This window comes from Marmoricola sp. URHA0025 HA25 (genome assembly GCF_054059435.1).
The window spans coordinates 2034224-2049326 of sequence record NZ_JBSSCD010000001.1 but is presented as its reverse complement, the minus strand read 5'-3'; the positions used below and the strand labels follow the sequence as shown (position 1 = coordinate 2049326).

The following is a 15103-nucleotide window of genomic DNA, read 5'->3' as shown; positions in this document are numbered from 1 at the left end:
TGAGATATCGTCAGGGCGTGACGGACTACCTCACCCAGATCGGCACCCTGATCCGCAGCGCCCGCCAGCACCGCGGGTGGACCCAGCAGCAGCTCGCCGACGTGCTGAACACCAGCCAGAGCGCGGTGAACCGGATCGAGCGGGGCCACCAGAACGTCTCGCTGGAGATGCTCGCCCGGATCGGCGAGGCGCTCGACGAGCCGCTGGTGAGCATCGGCGGTGGTCCGATGCACCTGCGGGTTTCCGGCCCGACGACGCTCTCGGGCAGCATCGACGTGAAGACCTCGAAGAACGCCGGCGTCGCACTGCTGTGCGCGTCGCTGCTCAACCGCGGCCGGACCACGCTCCGCCGGGTGGCTCGCATCGAGGAGGTCAACCGGCTCCTCGAGGTGCTCGACAGCATCGGGGTCAAGACGCGCTGGCTCAACTCCGACAACGACCTGGAGATCACGCCGCCGCCCAACCTCGACCTCGCCGGCATCAACGCCGACGCGGCCCGGCGTACCCGCTCGATCATCATGTTCCTCGGGCCGCTCCTGCACCGCAGCAGCACCTTCCAGCTCCCGTACGCCGGCGGCTGCGACCTGGGCACGCGCACGGTCGAGCCGCACCTGAGCGCTCTTCGTCCGTTCGGCCTCGAGGTCAAGGCCACCGAGGGCAGCTACCACGCCAGTGTCGTCGCGTCCGCTGCGCCGACCCGCCCGATCGTCCTGACCGAGCGCGGTGACACCGTCACCGAGAACGCCCTGATGGCGGCGGCGCTCCACGACGGCGTGACCGTGATCCGCAACGCGAGCCCCAACTACATGGTCCAGGACCTCTGCTTCTACCTCCAGGAGCTCGGGGTCGGCGTCGAGGGCATCGGGACCACGACGCTCACCGTCACCGGCAGGGCGCGGATCGAGGTCGACGTCGAGTACTTCCCCAGCGAGGACCCGATCGAGGCGATGTCACTGCTGGCCGCGGCGATCGTCACCGACTCGGAGATCACGATCTGCCGGGTCCCGATCGAGTTCCTGGAGATCGAGCTCGCGCTGCTGGAGGAGATGGGCCTGCGCTACGACCGCTCCGAGGAGTACGTCGCGGCGAACGGCCGCACCCGGCTGGTCGACCTGACCACGCGTCACTCCGTCCTGCAGGCGCCGCTGGACAAGATCCACCCGATGCCGTTCCCCGGGTTGAACATCGACAACCTGCCGTTCTTCGCGGTGATCGCCGCGGTCGCGACCGGCAAGACGATGCTGCACGACTGGGTCTACGAGAACCGCGCGATCTACCTGACCGAGCTCAACAAGCTGGGCGGCCGCGTGACGCTGCTGGACCCGCACCGGGTGATGATCGACGGGCCGACGCACTGGTCGGGAGCCGAGGTGGTCTGCCCGCCGGCGCTGCGTCCGGCGGTGGTGATCCTGCTCGCGATGCTCGCCTCGAAGGGCACCTCGGTGCTGCGCTCGGTCTACGTGATCAACCGGGGCTACGAGGACCTCGCCGAGCGGCTCAACCTGCTGGGCGCGCGCATCGAGACGTTCCGCGACCTCGGCTGACCTCCGGGTCTCGACGGGCTCGACCACCGGTTGTCGAGGCCCCGCCGGGTCTCGACTGGCTCGACCACCGGCTGAGTTCAGCCCCGGAAGAGGGTCTCCACGAAGGCCCGGCTCCGCGGCTGCGGGTCCGGCGGCGAGGCCATCTCGGGGGTGATCCGCGGCAGCGCGGCGGTGTTCGCCGACTGGTGGGCGTGCCAGTCGTTCTCGGCCTCGATGAGGCCCCCGAGAGCGGAGCTCTCCAGGAACACCGAGCCGCATCCGTCGCAACGGCGTACCGCGACGTGCCCGAACGCCCTGGGCACCATCGATCCGTCGCACTTGGGGCAGGTCAGCTCGTCCACGACACCGACCGTACCTCCGTTCCGGCGAGCCCGGGCGGACCTTGGCACGGGTCCTGTTGCCGTGTCGGCCACGGACCGACCCCCAGCGGTGAATACTGCCTTGCATGGGAGTGGAGGCTGCACGGCCGGTGACCGGTCATGCCTATCTGGACTCGGTCGTCGAACGACCGGGCTCGGTGATCGCCATGGCGCACCGTGGTGGAGCGCTGCACCCCGATCTCCTTGGCCTGGAGAACACGCTGTTCGCCTTCCGGCATGCTGCTGCTCTGGGATACCGCTACCTCGAGACCGACGTGCACGTGACCCGTGACGGACACCTGGTCGCGTTCCACGACCCGGTGCTGGACCGGATGACCGGGACGCCGGGCGAGGTCGGCGCGGTGCTGGCCGAGGAGCTCGCCCAGGTCAGGATCGCCGGGGAGCACGCGGTCCCGTCGATGGCCGAGCTGCTCGAGGAGCTCCCGGACTGCCGGTTCAACATCGACCTGAAGTCCCCCGGCTCGGTGGCGGCCCTGGTCGAGATCGTTGAGCGCACCGGCTGCCACGACCGGATCTGCGTCGGCTCGTTCTCGTTCCGCCACCTCCAGGAGTTCCGGCGGCTCACCGCCGGACGCGTGGCGACCGGCGCCACCCCGCGCGAGGTGGCCGTGTTCCTCGCGACGTCGTGGCGGCGCACGCCTCGCGCGGTCGGCCATGAGCGGTTCGGGGTGCTCCAGGTGCCGCGGCGTCGCGGTCGGGTGCCGCTGGTCACGGCCGCGCTCGTACGCCGCGCGCACGCGGCCGGTGTCCAGGTGCACGTCTGGACCGTCGACGAGCCGGCCGAGATGGAGGAGCTGCTCGACCTCGGCGTCGACGGCCTGATCAGCGACCGCACCGATCTCCTCAAGGACGTCCTGGTCGCCCGTGGGATCTGGTGGGAGGGATGACGCCATGACGATCCCCGACCCGGCCATCGCCGACCTCGCGCCGCTGGACCGGCTGCGCCAGCAGAACGCGTGGAACTGGTACGACTGGGCGAACTCGGCGTTCTTCACCACGGTGCTCTCGGTGATGTTCGCGCCGTACATGATCACGGTCGCCGGCAAGGCCGCCGGCTGCGTGGACGCGGACGAGAGCTGCAAGAAGACCGTCGACCTGCTCGGTCTCCATGTCGCGGCCGGCTCGCTGCCCAGCTACCTCACCAGCTTCGCCACGATCGCGAGCGCCTTCCTGCTGCCGGTCGTCGGCGCCTTCGTGGACCGTTCGCCGCGCAAGAAGCTGCACATGGCGGCGTACGCCTGGGCCGGCTCCGCGTTCGGAGCGCTGCTGTTCTTCCTCCACGGCGACCACTGGCAGCTCGGGGCGTTCGCCGTGGTGGTGGCCAGCATGCTCGGCGGCTGCTCGCTGGTCAGCTACTCCGCGATCCTCGTCGACATCTCCACCGAGGAGGAGCGGGACCGCGCTTCCTCGCGCGGCTGGGCCTGGGGCTACCTCGGCGGCGGGGTCCTGCTCGCCGTCAACCTGGTGATGTTCCTGGCGCACGACACCTTCGGCCTCACCGAGGCGATGTCGGTCAGGCTCTCGCTGCTGTCGGCGGCACTGTGGTGGGCGGCGTTCACGATCATCCCGTTCGTCCGGCTGCGCGACTACGCACCGCGCAACGTGGTGGCCGAGACGGGCGGACTGCTGCAGCGCAGCTTCGGCCAGCTGTTCACGACGCTGCGGGGACTGCCGCAGTACCCGATGACGATGACGTTCCTGATCGCCTACCTGTTCTACAACGACGGCATCCAGACCGTCATCTACACGGCGTCGACGTACGGCGAGAAGCAGCTGGGCTTCGGCACCTCGGTGCTGATCGCGACCATCCTGCTCATCCAGTTCGTCGCGTTCGGAGGAGCGCTCGCGTTCGGCCGCCTCGCCGAGCGCTACGGGTCGTACCGCTCGATCCTGTGGGGCACGTTCGCGTGGATGGGCATCGTGGTGGCGGCGATGCTGCTGCCACGGCACAACGTCGCCCTCTTCATGCTGGTGGCCGTCGGGATCGGCGTGGTCATGGGCGGCACCCAGGCGCTCTCCCGGTCGTTCTACAGCCTGCTGATCCCGCGGGGCCGCGAGGGCGAGTACTTCAGCCTCTACCAGGCCGCGGAGCGCGGTACCTCGTGGTTCGGGACCCTGACCTTCGGCCTGGTCTTCCAGCTCACCGGGTCCTACCGGCCGGCCGTGCTCGCCCTGATCGCGTTCTTCGTGCTCGGGGCGTTCTTCCTGCTCCGGGTCGATCCCGAGCGTGGCGTCGAGGAGGCGGGCAACCGGCCGCCCTCCGTGCTCTGAGGTCGTGCGTACGCCCCGCGGGGCCCTCGGGCCGCTGTCCGCGGGTGTGAGCCACGTCTCCCCGGGACCGGCGGGGAATCCTGCACGGGCCCCGTACGTTCTTCTCCACGACGGGGGTCACGTGGCCGATTGACGTCATGATCGTCTTGCCTGCGCGTCCCTGAGGTTGTACGCATGAAGGTGAGGCCACGACCTGGCCCACCAAGGACTGGAGGATGCCATGGGAGACCGAACGCTACGCGGAGCGCGTCTGGGCGGCCAGAGCTTCGAGGACGAGCGCGGCATCGAGTTCGCGGCCCGTCAGCAGGTCGGCTACAAGTGCACCCGGGGGCACACCTTCGAGATCACGATGTCGGTCGAGGCCGAGGTGCCGGCGACCTGGGAGTGCCCGCGATGCGGCGCCGAGGGCCTGAGCATCGACGGCATCCTGCCCGAGCAGAAGGTCGAGAAGCCCGCGCGCACGCACTGGGACATGCTGCTGGAGCGGCGCTCGATCAGCGAGCTGGAGGACATCCTCACCGAGCGGCTCGAGCTGCTGCGCGGCGGAGAGATCGGCCCCGCCCACCTCCACCGGCCGGCGGCTCGCTCCGGCAAGAAGAAGAAGGCATCCGCCTGATCCCGCTCCTACGGATCGACGACCTCGCCCCGGACCACGTCATCTGATGGTCCGGGGCGACGTACGTCCCGGACCACGACGGTCAGCCGACGCGAGACCACCGCGGTGAGCACCCGCCTGGCGAGCGGCCGGGTGAAGGGCAGGATCGCGACCAGGCCGACCGCGTCGGTCACGAACCCGGGGGTGATCATCAGCGTGCCGCCGAACACGATCAGCGCAGCGTCGGCGAGCTCCCGGGCCGGCATCCTGCCCTCGGTGAGCGCCGTCTGGAGCGCCCGCCAAGCACGCGTTCCCTCGCGCCTGAGCAGCCACGAACCGAAGATGCTGTCGGCGATCAGCAGCAGGACGGTCCACCACGCGCCGATCACCTGCCCGACCTGGATCAGCACGTAGATCTCGATGATCGGGACCAGCAGGAAGGCGATGAACACGAGCGCCCAGGGCGAGCGCCGGCGGCGGGTGCTCACTCCCCCACCTCGCCGTCGATCGACTCCCGCAGCAGGTCGGCGTGGCCGTTGTGGCGGGCGTACTCCTCGACCATGTGCAGCAGGATCCAGCGAAGGCTGAACTGTCCCGCGTCGTCGCCGCGGGAGTGCCTCACCGACAGCGTGTCCAGGCCGTCGCGGCCGAGTGCGGCCGCGATGTTGGCGTCCATTCGCGCGACCGTCTGCTCGTACGCCGGTATCAGCGCATCGGGCCCGTCCGTCGCACCGGTGCGCCACTCCCAGTCCGGGTCGGCCTTCCAGTCGACGGTGGCCCAGGGCTCCGAGTAGGGGACGCCGTCGAGCACCCGGGAGAACCAGTCCTCCTCGACCAACGTGAGGTGCTTGACCATGCCGCCGAGCGTCATCGTCGACGGCGCCAGCCTGCGGCCGAGCTGCTCGCGGTCGAGTCCGGCGACCTTCCCGCGGAACGTGTCGCGGTGGTAGTCGAGGAACGCCAGCAGCGTCTCGGCCTCGCCCCCGCGCAGCGGCGGGTCGACGCGGGCACCGTCGCGTTCGCTCATGGCCACACGCTAGCCCGGAGGGTCAACCGTGCCGAGTCCGGCCGAAGCGCTGCGACAGCCCCCAGCGCGTGATCCTGGCGAGTGACTCCCGCGCCACCTCCGGAGTCATCTTGGAGTCGCCGCGGACCCGTTCCACGAACTCGATCGGGACCTCGCGGACCCGCAGGCCTGCCTGCAGGGTGCGGTGGACGAGCTCGACCTGGAAGACGTAGCCCAGGGACTGGACCTCGGGGAGGTGGACGGCCTCGAGGGTCTCCCTGCGGAACACCCGGAAGCCGGCGGTGGCGTCACGGACGCCGATGCCGAGGAGCAGACGCGTGTACAGGTTGCCGCCACGGGACAGCGCGCGTCGGTGCCAGGGCCAGTTCACGACGCTTCCACCAGGCACCCAACGCGAGCCGATGACCAGATCGGCGTCGGCCGTGGCGTCCAGCAGGCGCGGGAGCTGCTCGGGCTGGTGCGAACCGTCCGCGTCCATCTCGCCGATGAGCTCGTAGCCGGCGTCGAGGGCCACCCGGAAGCCCTCGCCGTACGCCGCCCCGAGGCCCTGCTTCTCGGGCCGGTGGATGACCCGTACCTGCGGGTCAGCGGCCGCGAGCCTGTCGGCGAGGGCGCCGGTGCCGTCCGGTGAGCCGTCGTCGACGACGATCACGTCGACGTCCGGGGTGGTGCGCCGCAGCCGCTCGAGCACATCGCCGAGGTTGTCCACCTCGTTGTAGGTCGGGATGACCATCACGACCCGTGCCACTCCGACCTCCCACCGCTGTGCGTGCGCGCGAGCGCCAACCTAGCCCGTGGGTGGCTGACGCTCCTCGCGAGGGTGCGCGGCGAAAGACGGCGGCGGGGGGAGGAACGAGACCTTCGGACCGCTCGAGCGACGACTGGCTGCCACCGGACGAACGTTGTCTACTGGTGCCGCACTCCCCCCGTGTTCTCCCGTCAGGTCGACGCGCGCTCGACGCTGCCGTCGGGGTTCACCCGCACCGCGGCGGTCGGTGAGGTTCTACCCGTTATGTCGAGCCGTGTGGACGAGACGATCTGCCTGGAGGAACCAGCGCATACCAACGCAATGCGCGGCTCCTGTCAAGCACTCACTGACCTGCGGGGATTCGACGAAAGTGCTGGTCAGGGCCATGACGGTCCGGCGAACAACGGGTGAAAGAATTCTTGGGTCGCGCGGCGTGTCGCGGTCGACACGCCGCCGTGGTCCAGACCAGTCAGGCCGGCACGACGCAGGTGCCGGTGGCGGTCGTCGCGACGACGGGATCGGCCAGCATCCGGGCCGCGGACGCACCTCCGCCGGCGACGCCCCGGCCGACCACCGTCGCGGTGAACTCGATGACCCGGGACCGGTTGCCGACGGTGAGGAGGACGGCCGTCACCTCGAGGACGTCGCCGGCACGCACCGGGCTGAGGAACTGCACGTCGGAGTAGGACGCGAACAGGCCCTCGTCCTCGTCCGTCGTGATGCAGAGCTCGGTGGCGACGTCGCCGAACAGGCCCAGGGTGTACGCCCCGTCGACCAGGTTGCCCGCGTAGTGGGCGTGGGAGTACGGCACGTAGCGCCGGTGGGTGATGCGGAGCCCCGGGGCGCAGGCGGCGGTGCGGCTCATCGGGCGTCCTCCTTCTGGGTGACGAGGCGGTGAACGAGGTAGCTGGCCACCTCGCCCGGGGTCGCTCCTCGCGTGAAGATCCGGTCGACGCCCAGCTCGGCTGCCATCTTCTCGTCGAAGCGTGGCCCGCCGACCACCATCAGGGGACGACGCTCGGCCGGGAACGCCTCGCGGAACGCGGCGGACATCTCCCGGGTGTTGAGGAGGTGCGCCTCCCGCTGGGTGACCACCTGGGACACGAGGACGGCGTCGGCCCGCTCCTGGACCGCGCGCGCGACGAGGTCGGGCACCGAGACCTGGGCGCCGAGGTTGACCACCTTGATCTCGCGGTAGTACTCCAGCCCCTTCTCCCCGGCGAAGCCCTTGATGTTGAGGATCGCGTCGATGCCGACCGTGTGGGCGTCGGTGCCGATGCAGCCGCCCACGACGACCAGCCTGCGGCGCAGCGCGCGCTTGATCGCCGCGTTGGCCTCCTTGGGCGTCAGGAGCGGGTAGTCGCGCTCCACCACCTCGACGACCGACGGGTCGACGAGGTGGTGGACCCGGCCGTAGACGACGAAGAAGGTGAAGTCCGGGCCCATCGGCTTGGCATGCACGACCAGGGCCGGGTCGATGCCCATCTTGTTGGCGAGCTGTGCGGCTGCGCCCTCGGCGATCTTGGAGTGCGCCATCGGCAGGGTGAACGAGACCTGGACCATCCCGTCACCGGTCGTGTCGCCGTACGGACGCAGGAGCCGCTTCTCGCCGGTGCTCGTCGCCATCACGCGCCCTCCAGGATCTCGGTGGCCGGGTTGTAGTAGCCCGCCGCCTTCCGGGCAACGCCGTCGAGCCCCCGACCGGCATCCGCCGGACGCTTCATCAGTCCGAAGGTGCCGTCGGCGATCGCGTCCAGGAGCCCACGGTCGTGGTCGAGGATCTTCTCCAGGAGGTCGATGCTCTCGTTGAGGACCTGCTCGGCGCGCAGGTGGATGAAGCCTCCTGGCGCGGGCCTGAAGTCCTCGTGGAGGTTGCCGGCGGCGTTCATCACGTAGCGCACGTTCTGCAGGGCCAGGTCGCGGTCGGAGAGCCACGGCGTTACGACCGCCTCGGTCATCATCCCGACCAGCAGGATCCCCTGTCCGGTGAGCGCGCCGACGAGGTTGAAGAAGCCGTCGAGGAGGTAGCCACCGAAGATGTCGCCGGTCATGTGCCGCGTCGGCGGCATCCACTTCAGCGGGGCCCCGGGGAACAGCTCGCGGGCGAGCATCGCGTGGGCGAGCTCGATCCGGAACGAGTCGGGGATGTCGGGATCGATCTCGAAGGCATGCCCGAGGCCGAGCTGCCAGTCCTCGAGCCCTGCCTCCTTGGCGAAGTACTCGTTGAGCAGCTGGCTGGTGGTGACCGTGTGCGCCGCCTCGATGGCGTCGTCGGTGGTCAGGTAGTTGTCCTCGCCGGTGTTGATGATGATGCCGGCGCGGGCGTGCACCTGCCGGCTGAACCGCTGGTCGACGAAGGTGCGTACCGGGTTGATGTCGCGGAAGAGGATCCCGTACATCGAGTCGTTGAGCATCATGTCCAGCCGCTCGAGGCCCGCGAGGGTGGCGATCTCCGGCATGCACAGCCCGGAGGCGTAGTTGGTCAGCCGCACGTAGCGGCCGAGCTCGCGGCTGGTCTCGTCGAGGGCGGCACGCATCAGCCGGAAGTTCTCCTGGGTGGCGTAGGTGCCGGCGAAGCCCTCGCGCGTCGCGCCCTCCGGGACGTAGTCGAGCAGGGACTGTCCGGTGGACCGGATCACGGCAATGACGTCGGCACCCTCGCGGGCCGCGGCCTGCGCCTGCGGGATGTCCTCGTGGATGTCGCCGGTCGCCACGATCAGGTAGATCCACGGGGTGCGCGGCGCGTCGCCGACCCTTTTGACCAGCCGCTCGCGCTCCCGCCTGCGGGCATCGATGCGGCGTACGCCGGCGCCCACCTGCTTGCGTGCCGCGGCCCCTGCGCGGATCGCGTCTCGTCCCTCCGGCAGCCGGAAGGTGATCGAGCCGGCGGCGGCCTTCTGGGCGAGCGTGGCCAGGTCCTCGGCCTCGCCGCGCACCAGCGCGTCCCAGACGGGCAGCGCCGTGCCGTGCTCGAGCCCGACGTCGGCGCGGACCACGTCGAGGAGGCGGTTGACCCAGGGCGTCCCCTCGGAGTCGGCACCGGCGAGCCCCGCCATCCGCAGCGTCGCACGCTCGACCGAGACGGTCGTGTGCTGTTGAGCGAGCTTCACGATCGGCCTGCCGACCTTGCGGGCGAGGCTCCGCGCCCGACGTACGTCGGAGGCGGCCAGGCCGAGCCGCCCGGTCATCCCAGCCGCCTCTCGAAGAGGGCCCGGACACCGGCTTCGGAGCGGAGCAGGTCGAGTGCGTAGTCGGCGTGCCCGGGCACGTAGCCGTTGCCGATCAGCATGGTGAGGTCGGCGGCGAGCCCCTCGGCGCCGAGCGCCGCCGCACTGAAGGAGGTCGCCATCGAGAAGAAGACGACGGTCCCGGCGGGCGCCGTCGTCAGGATGGCCCCGGCCTCGCAGCCGGGGACGTCGACGCAGACCACCGTCACGTCCGCGGGTGCGCCGGTGGCGAGCACCCCGTCGCGCAGCGCGATCGGGTTGCGCGCATCGGCGACCACCACGTCGTCGGCGAGGCCGGACGCACGCAGCAGCTCGGCCTCGTGCTCATGGGGCACGACACCGATGGTCCGCTGCGCACCCGCGCGGCGGGCCGCGGCGAGGCTGAGCGCGCCGGACTTGCCGGCTCCCCCGATGACCACCACGACTGGTTGCTCGTAGGTCGTCACCACCCGATGCGTGAGAGCCGGAGCCCCGCACACGTCCATCACCGCGAGCCCGAGGTCGGCCGGTAGGTCGTCGGGCAGCCCGGCGGCGATGCTGCGTCCGAAGAGGATCGCGTAGCCGGTCGCGGGCACCTGCTCCGAACGACCGTCCCAGTCCGCGAGGTCGTCCTCGATGACGAGCGGGGTGAGCGTCAGCGAGACCAGGGTCGCCACCCGCTCCCCCTCGCGCAGGCCGAGCGTCGACTCGGGCCCGACCTCCTCCACGGTGCCGATCAGCATCCCGCCGGAGCCGGTGACGGGGTTCTGCATCTTGCCGCGCTCCCGGACGATCGCGAGCACCTCGCGGCGGACGGCGTCGCCGTCGCCGCCGTGCTTCTCGGCCAGCTGCCGGAACGACGCGGCATCGAGGTTGAGCCGCTCGACGCGCACCCGGACCTCGTCGGGCCACAGCTCGCGGCGCGTGTCCAGCCGCTCGGCTGCCTGTGGCAGCGCCCCGGCAGGGCTGAGGACGCGGTGGGTGCCCACCGGATCGGCTACGGTCTGCACGAGCGACACCGGGATCCTTTCCATGGATTGCCACGCGCGCAGGAGGATTTCCCGTGTCGAGGTGGCATTGCCGAATAGGTTCTCCTACTCTGGCACCACAGGCGCGGCTCACACAACCGGACGCGCGGCACGGCGACGCCGACCCACGGCGAGGAGAGGACTGGCGGATGAGCATCGAGACTGCGGTCGGACTCGAGACGGATCAGCCCTACCCCTACCGGCGCACCGAGCTGGTCGAGCCGGACTGGCGACGGTTCCCGGGCTGGCGCGAGGTCACCGAGACCGACTGGGCCAGCGCCCAGTGGCAGCGCGCGCACTGCGTGAAGAACGTCAAGCAGCTGCGTGAGCTGCTCGGCGACCTCGTCGACGACCGGTTCTACGCCGACCTCGAGCGCGACCAGGCGGAGCGCGCCACCATGTCGATGCTGGTGCCGCCCCAGATGCTCAACACGACGGTGCCGACCGCCCCGGTGGGAGGAGCCGGCTCCCTGACCGAGGCGTTCTACGCCGACCCGGTACGCCGGTACATGCTGCCGGTGCTCTCGGACCGGCGTACCGACTGGCCCTCGCACCCGCACGCGACCCGTGACTCGCTCCACGAGCACGACATGTGGGCAGCCGAGGGCCTGACCCACCGCTACCCCACGAAGGTGCTCGCCGAGCTGTTGCCCACCTGCCCGCAGTACTGCGGCCACTGCACCCGCATGGACCTCGTGGGCAACTCGACGCCGCAGATCGAGAAGCTGAAGTTCGAGCTCAAGCCGGTGGACCGGCTCGAGGCGATGCTGGACTACCTGCGGCGCACTCCGCAGGTGCGCGACGTGGTGGTGTCCGGCGGTGACGTGGCCAACATGCCGATCGCGCGCCTGGAGGACTTCCTGACCAGGCTGCTCGACATCGAGAACATCCGCGACATCCGGCTCGCGACGAAGGCGCTGATGGGTCTGCCCCAGCACTGGCTCCAGGACGACGTCCGGGCCGGCATCGGCCGGGTCGCGAGGCTGGCCCGGTCCCGTGGCGTGTCCCTGGCGATCCACACGCACGTCAACCACGCCAACTCGGTCACTCCCCTGGTCGCCCGGGCGACCGCGGCGATGTTCGAGGAGGGTGTGCGCGACGTCCGCAACCAGGGCGTCATCCTCAACGGCGTCAACGCCGACCCGCACGTGCTCCTCGACCTGTGCTTCCGGCTGCTCGACGGCGCCCAGATCATGCCGTACTACTTCTACATGTGCGACCTGATCCCGTACTCGGAGCACTGGCGGATCTCGGTCGCGGACGCCCAGCGCCTGCAGCACCAGATCATGGGCTACCTGCCCGGCTTCGCGACGCCGCGGATCGTCTGCGACGTGCCGTTCGTGGGCAAGCGGTGGGTCCACCAGATCTCGTCCTACGACACCGAGCGCGGGATCTCCTACTGGACGAAGAACTACCGCACCTCGATCGAGGCCGACGACGCCGAGGCCCTCTCGCGGGTCTACGAGTACTACGACCCGATCCACACGCTGCCCGAGGCCGGCCAGGACTGGTGGCGCCGGCACGGCTCCCTGGACGACGCCGCGCTCAAGGCCGCCGAGATGGCCGAGGCGTCGCGCCGGACGGCGGCACTCCAGGCCCACTGATCGGGGCGGTCCCGCCCTCCGGTGGTTGAGCCTGTCGAAACCTCCGCGCGTACCTCACCAGGTCTCGACTGATCGCTCGCTGGCGCTCGCTGCTCGACCACCCTGCGGTTGAGCCTGTCGAAACCCCGGTGGTTGAGCCTGTCGAAACCCCCGCGCGTACCTCACCAGGTCTCGACTGATCGCTCGCTGGCGCTCGCTGCTCGACCACCCTGCGGTTGAGCCTGTCGAACCCCGGTGGTTGAGCGTGTCGAAACCCCCGTGGTTGGGCTCGGACGCCTCAACCGGCGGTGTGCAGGTCGGTGAGCGTCTCCACGAGGCGCGCGATCGGGCTGGAGAGGCCCCAGCGCTCGGCGAGCTCCTTGAGCGCCTCGGGGTCCGCCGGGGTCCGGGGCAACCGGAGGTCGGGGCCACCGAGGTCGAGGTCGCGGGCGACGGCCACCACGGTGGGCGCGACCGCCAGGTAGTCGGTCGCGTCGATGATCTTGCGGCGCGGCCCGGGGGCCAGGTCCGCGGCCGGGTCGAGTGCCGCCTCCCGGAGCGCCGGCACCGAGCCGAAGCGGCCGAGCAGCGTGGCGGCGGTCTTCTCCCCCACGCCGGCCACTCCGGGAAGCCCGTCGGAGGTGTCGCCGCGGAGCGTGGCGAAGTCGGCGTACTGGTGGGCCTCCACGCCGTACTTCTCGCGTACGACCGCCTCGGTGATGCGTTCGTGCCGGCCGACACCGCGAGCCGTGTAGAGGACCTGCACCCCGGCGCTGTCGTCGACGAGCTGGAACAGGTCGCGGTCGCCGGTGACGATCTCGACCGGCATCCCGGCACCGGTCGCGAGCGTGCCGATGACGTCGTCGGCCTCGTACCCGTCGGCCCCGACGATCGCGATCCCGAAGGCCTTGAGGACCGAGACGATGACCGGGATCTGCGTCTCGAGCGGATCGGGCACCTGCTCGACGTCAGAGCCCCCCGGCACGACGTACTCGACCCGATGGGCCTTGTAGCTGGGGATCAGGTCCACCCGCCACTGCGGTCGCCAGTCGTTGTCCCAGCAGCAGGCCAGGTGGGTCGGCCGGTACTCCTCGGTGAGTCGGCTGATGAAGTCCAGCAGCCCGCGGACGGCGTTCACCGGCGTGCCGTCGGGTGCCGTGATCGTGTCGGGGACCCCGTAGTAGGCGCGGAAGTACAGCGATGCCGTGTCGAGGAGCATCAGTCGGTCCGAGGTCACGGGCCAAGGCTAGGGCCAACGACCGCCCGGTCAGTGGCTGAGGTAGGTCGCCGCCATGTCCAGGTCGCCGTGGCCGTCGGCCAGGGCACGCTCGAAGTGGCGGCGTGCGGCCGCTATGACCGCGAGGTCGACGCCGGCGCCGCGGCCTGCCTCCTCGATCAGCCGGGTGTCCTTGGCCGCACCCCAGAGCGGGAACTGGGCGTCGTAGTCCTCGTTGATCATCGCGGCACCCTTGAGCTGGACGTACGGCGAGTCGACCGCGCCGCCCTTCACCGCGTCGAGGAACTGCTGCGGGTCGAGGCCGAGTGCGCCGGCGAGCGCGAGCGACTCCGCGACTCCCTCGACGACCGTGAGGACCCACGCGTTGGCGACCAGCTTGAGCCGGGAGCCCTTGCCGGCCGGGCCGAGCCAGAGCGTCGTCGCCCCGATCGCGTCGAACACGGGCGTCGCCGCGTCGCGCGCCTCGTCGGGTCCGGACGCCAGGACCGTCAGCTGTCCTGCCTCGGCAGGGCCCTTGGTGCCCAGCACGGGCGCGTCGACGTACACCAGGCCGAGCTCGGCGGCGACCGCAGCCAGCCGGTCGTTGCCGTCCACGCCCACCGTCGACTGCTGCAGCCAGAGCGTGCCGGGCTCGGGAGCGGCACTGCGGATGACGTCCTCGACCACGGGTGCGTCCGGCAGGATCGTGATCACGACCGTGGCGCCCTGGACCGCAGTCTTGGGGTCGTCGGCGACCTCGGCGCCGAGCCCGGTCGCCTTCTCACGGGTGCGGTTCCAGACGGTGAGCGGGATGCCCGCCTTGACGATGTTGAGGGCCATGCCGCGGCCCATGATCCCGGTGCCGAGCAGTGCGACGGATGAGGTGGTCATGCCGTTCACGCTGCCCCTTCGTTCGATGCTTTTCAAACCTGCACCGGGAACGGCTCAGCTCTCGAGCGGCTCCAGCGCACCTTCCGAGCGGTCAGCGGGCTCGTCGGCGGGAAAGGTTCTCGGCGGCAGCCGTCGTTGACAGTAGGCTCAGCGCCGTGGAGAAGATCGACCGACAGATCCTGCGCCTGCTGGCCGGCGACGGGCGGATGTCCTACACCGATCTCGGCAAGGCCACCGGTCTGTCCACCTCGGCCGTCCACCAGCGGGTGAAGCGGCTCGAGGAGCGCGGCCTGATCACCGGGTACGGCGCCTCCATCGACCACGCGAAGGCCGGCCGCCCGCTGACCGCGTTCATCTCGATCACGCCCGTGGACGCCGCAGCTGCCGACGACTACCCCGAGCGCCTGTCGGGCATCGAGGAGATCGAGAGCTGCTGGTCGGTGGCCGGCGACGAGTCGTACATCCTCAAGGTGCGCGTCGCGGTCCCGGCCGACCTCGAGGAGCTGCTCGCCCGGATCCGTGCGGCCGCCAACGTCTCGACCCGCACGACCATCGTGCTCTCGACCGCGTTCGAGAACCGGCCCATCGACTGACGTCCTGCGCTGGATCAGCGC

The 15103-nt window shown here is 70.5% G+C and carries 16 protein-coding genes; 6 read left to right on the top strand and 10 right to left on the bottom strand.

Going from position 1 to position 15103, the window contains the following annotated elements:
* Positions 1–17: 17 nt before the first annotated feature.
* Positions 18–1544 (top strand): helix-turn-helix domain-containing protein, encoded by a 1527-nt coding sequence (locus ACVW00_RS10000; RefSeq protein ID WP_457110752.1) that lies wholly within the window; start codon positions 18–20, stop codon positions 1542–1544.
* A gap of 77 nt (positions 1545–1621) precedes the next feature.
* Here ACVW00_RS10000 and ACVW00_RS09995 read toward each other — a convergent pair whose 3' ends face one another.
* Positions 1622–1885, bottom strand: a complete 264-nt coding sequence (locus ACVW00_RS09995) for a zf-TFIIB domain-containing protein (protein WP_457110751.1) — start codon at positions 1883–1885, stop codon at positions 1622–1624.
* 104 nt (positions 1886–1989) lie between these two features.
* Between ACVW00_RS09995 and ACVW00_RS09990 the strand changes: the two genes are divergently transcribed.
* The 3 genes from ACVW00_RS09990 to ACVW00_RS09980 all read left to right on the top strand — a co-directional run bounded on the left by ACVW00_RS09990 (position 1990) and on the right by ACVW00_RS09980 (position 4811).
* Positions 1990–2811, top strand: coding sequence for a glycerophosphodiester phosphodiesterase (locus ACVW00_RS09990; protein WP_457110750.1), 822 nt, complete (start codon positions 1990–1992; stop codon positions 2809–2811).
* Between the two features lie 4 nt (positions 2812–2815).
* Positions 2816–4195: an MFS transporter gene (locus ACVW00_RS09985; protein WP_457110749.1), complete on the top strand. Its 1380-nt coding sequence runs from the start codon at positions 2816–2818 to the stop codon at positions 4193–4195.
* Positions 4196–4415: 220 nt separating this feature from the next.
* Complete coding sequence (locus ACVW00_RS09980) at positions 4416–4811, top strand: RNA polymerase-binding protein RbpA (RefSeq protein WP_457110748.1); 396 nt, start codon at positions 4416–4418, stop codon at positions 4809–4811.
* 8 nt (positions 4812–4819) lie between these two features.
* Here ACVW00_RS09980 and ACVW00_RS09975 read toward each other — a convergent pair whose 3' ends face one another.
* The 7 genes from ACVW00_RS09975 to kdd all read right to left on the bottom strand — a co-directional run bounded on the left by ACVW00_RS09975 (position 4820) and on the right by kdd (position 10790).
* Positions 4820–5278, bottom strand: a complete 459-nt coding sequence (locus ACVW00_RS09975) for an FxsA family protein (protein WP_457110747.1) — start codon at positions 5276–5278, stop codon at positions 4820–4822.
* The gene (locus tag ACVW00_RS09970; protein ID WP_457110746.1) at positions 5275–5817 is read right to left on the bottom strand and encodes a DinB family protein; all 543 of its coding nucleotides are present in this window, start codon (positions 5815–5817) and stop codon (positions 5275–5277) included. Before ACVW00_RS09970 ends, ACVW00_RS09975 begins: the two co-directional genes overlap by 4 nt.
* Positions 5818–5839: 22 nt before the next feature.
* A complete protein-coding gene (locus ACVW00_RS09965; RefSeq protein ID WP_457110745.1) occupies positions 5840–6565 on the bottom strand; it encodes a polyprenol monophosphomannose synthase in 726 nt (241 codons plus the stop codon).
* Positions 6566–7034: 469 nt separating this feature from the next.
* Positions 7035–7430: a 3-aminobutyryl-CoA ammonia lyase gene (gene kal / locus ACVW00_RS09960; protein ID WP_457110744.1), complete on the bottom strand. Its 396-nt coding sequence runs from the start codon at positions 7428–7430 to the stop codon at positions 7035–7037.
* On the bottom strand, positions 7427–8191 hold the full coding sequence (kamE, locus tag ACVW00_RS09955; RefSeq protein ID WP_457110743.1) for a lysine 5,6-aminomutase subunit beta: 765 nt from the start codon (positions 8189–8191) through the stop codon (positions 7427–7429). The genes kal and kamE overlap by 4 nt, the downstream gene beginning before the upstream one ends.
* On the bottom strand, positions 8191–9753 hold the full coding sequence (gene kamD / locus ACVW00_RS09950; RefSeq protein ID WP_457110742.1) for a lysine 5,6-aminomutase subunit alpha: 1563 nt from the start codon (positions 9751–9753) through the stop codon (positions 8191–8193). The genes kamE and kamD overlap by 1 nt, the downstream gene beginning before the upstream one ends.
* On the bottom strand, positions 9750–10790 hold the full coding sequence (gene kdd, locus ACVW00_RS09945) for an L-erythro-3,5-diaminohexanoate dehydrogenase (RefSeq protein ID WP_457110741.1): 1041 nt from the start codon (positions 10788–10790) through the stop codon (positions 9750–9752). Before kdd ends, kamD begins: the two co-directional genes overlap by 4 nt.
* A gap of 158 nt (positions 10791–10948) precedes the next feature.
* Here kdd and ACVW00_RS09940 point away from each other — a divergent pair, with 158 nt between their 5' ends.
* Positions 10949–12403, top strand: a complete 1455-nt coding sequence (locus ACVW00_RS09940; protein ID WP_457110740.1) for a KamA family radical SAM protein — start codon at positions 10949–10951, stop codon at positions 12401–12403.
* Positions 12404–12680: 277 nt separating this feature from the next.
* Here ACVW00_RS09940 and ACVW00_RS09935 read toward each other — a convergent pair whose 3' ends face one another.
* Positions 12681–13619 carry a 5'-3' exonuclease gene (locus tag ACVW00_RS09935; protein ID WP_457110739.1) on the bottom strand — a complete coding sequence of 313 codons (939 nt, stop codon included), beginning with the start codon at positions 13617–13619 and terminating at the stop codon, positions 12681–12683.
* Between the two features lie 30 nt (positions 13620–13649).
* Positions 13650–14489 carry an NAD(P)-dependent oxidoreductase gene (locus ACVW00_RS09930; protein ID WP_457110738.1) on the bottom strand — a complete coding sequence of 280 codons (840 nt, stop codon included), beginning with the start codon at positions 14487–14489 and terminating at the stop codon, positions 13650–13652.
* Between the two features lie 155 nt (positions 14490–14644).
* Here ACVW00_RS09930 and ACVW00_RS09925 point away from each other — a divergent pair, with 155 nt between their 5' ends.
* Positions 14645–15082 (top strand): Lrp/AsnC family transcriptional regulator, encoded by a 438-nt coding sequence (locus ACVW00_RS09925; RefSeq protein ID WP_457110737.1) that lies wholly within the window; start codon positions 14645–14647, stop codon positions 15080–15082.
* The last annotated feature ends 21 nt before the right edge of the window (positions 15083–15103 follow it).

Excerpts from the sequence above, each read along its gene's own strand:
- ACVW00_RS09990 (WP_457110750.1), top strand. The coding sequence starts at position 1,990 with ATGGGAGTGGAGGCTGCACGGCCGGTGACCGGTCATGCCTATCTGGAC.
- ACVW00_RS09985 (WP_457110749.1), top strand. The coding sequence starts at position 2,816 with ATGACGATCCCCGACCCGGCCATCGCCGACCTCGCGCCGCTGGACCGG.
- ACVW00_RS09980 (WP_457110748.1), top strand. The coding sequence starts at position 4,416 with ATGGGAGACCGAACGCTACGCGGAGCGCGTCTGGGCGGCCAGAGCTTC.
- ACVW00_RS09970 (WP_457110746.1), bottom strand. The coding sequence starts at position 5,817 with ATGAGCGAACGCGACGGTGCCCGCGTCGACCCGCCGCTGCGCGGGGGC.
- kal (WP_457110744.1), bottom strand. The coding sequence starts at position 7,430 with ATGAGCCGCACCGCCGCCTGCGCCCCGGGGCTCCGCATCACCCACCGG.
- kamE (WP_457110743.1), bottom strand. The coding sequence starts at position 8,191 with ATGGCGACGAGCACCGGCGAGAAGCGGCTCCTGCGTCCGTACGGCGAC.
- kamD (WP_457110742.1), bottom strand. The coding sequence starts at position 9,753 with ATGACCGGGCGGCTCGGCCTGGCCGCCTCCGACGTACGTCGGGCGCGG.
- ACVW00_RS09940 (WP_457110740.1), top strand. The coding sequence starts at position 10,949 with ATGAGCATCGAGACTGCGGTCGGACTCGAGACGGATCAGCCCTACCCC.
- ACVW00_RS09930 (WP_457110738.1), bottom strand. The coding sequence starts at position 14,489 with ATGACCACCTCATCCGTCGCACTGCTCGGCACCGGGATCATGGGCCGC.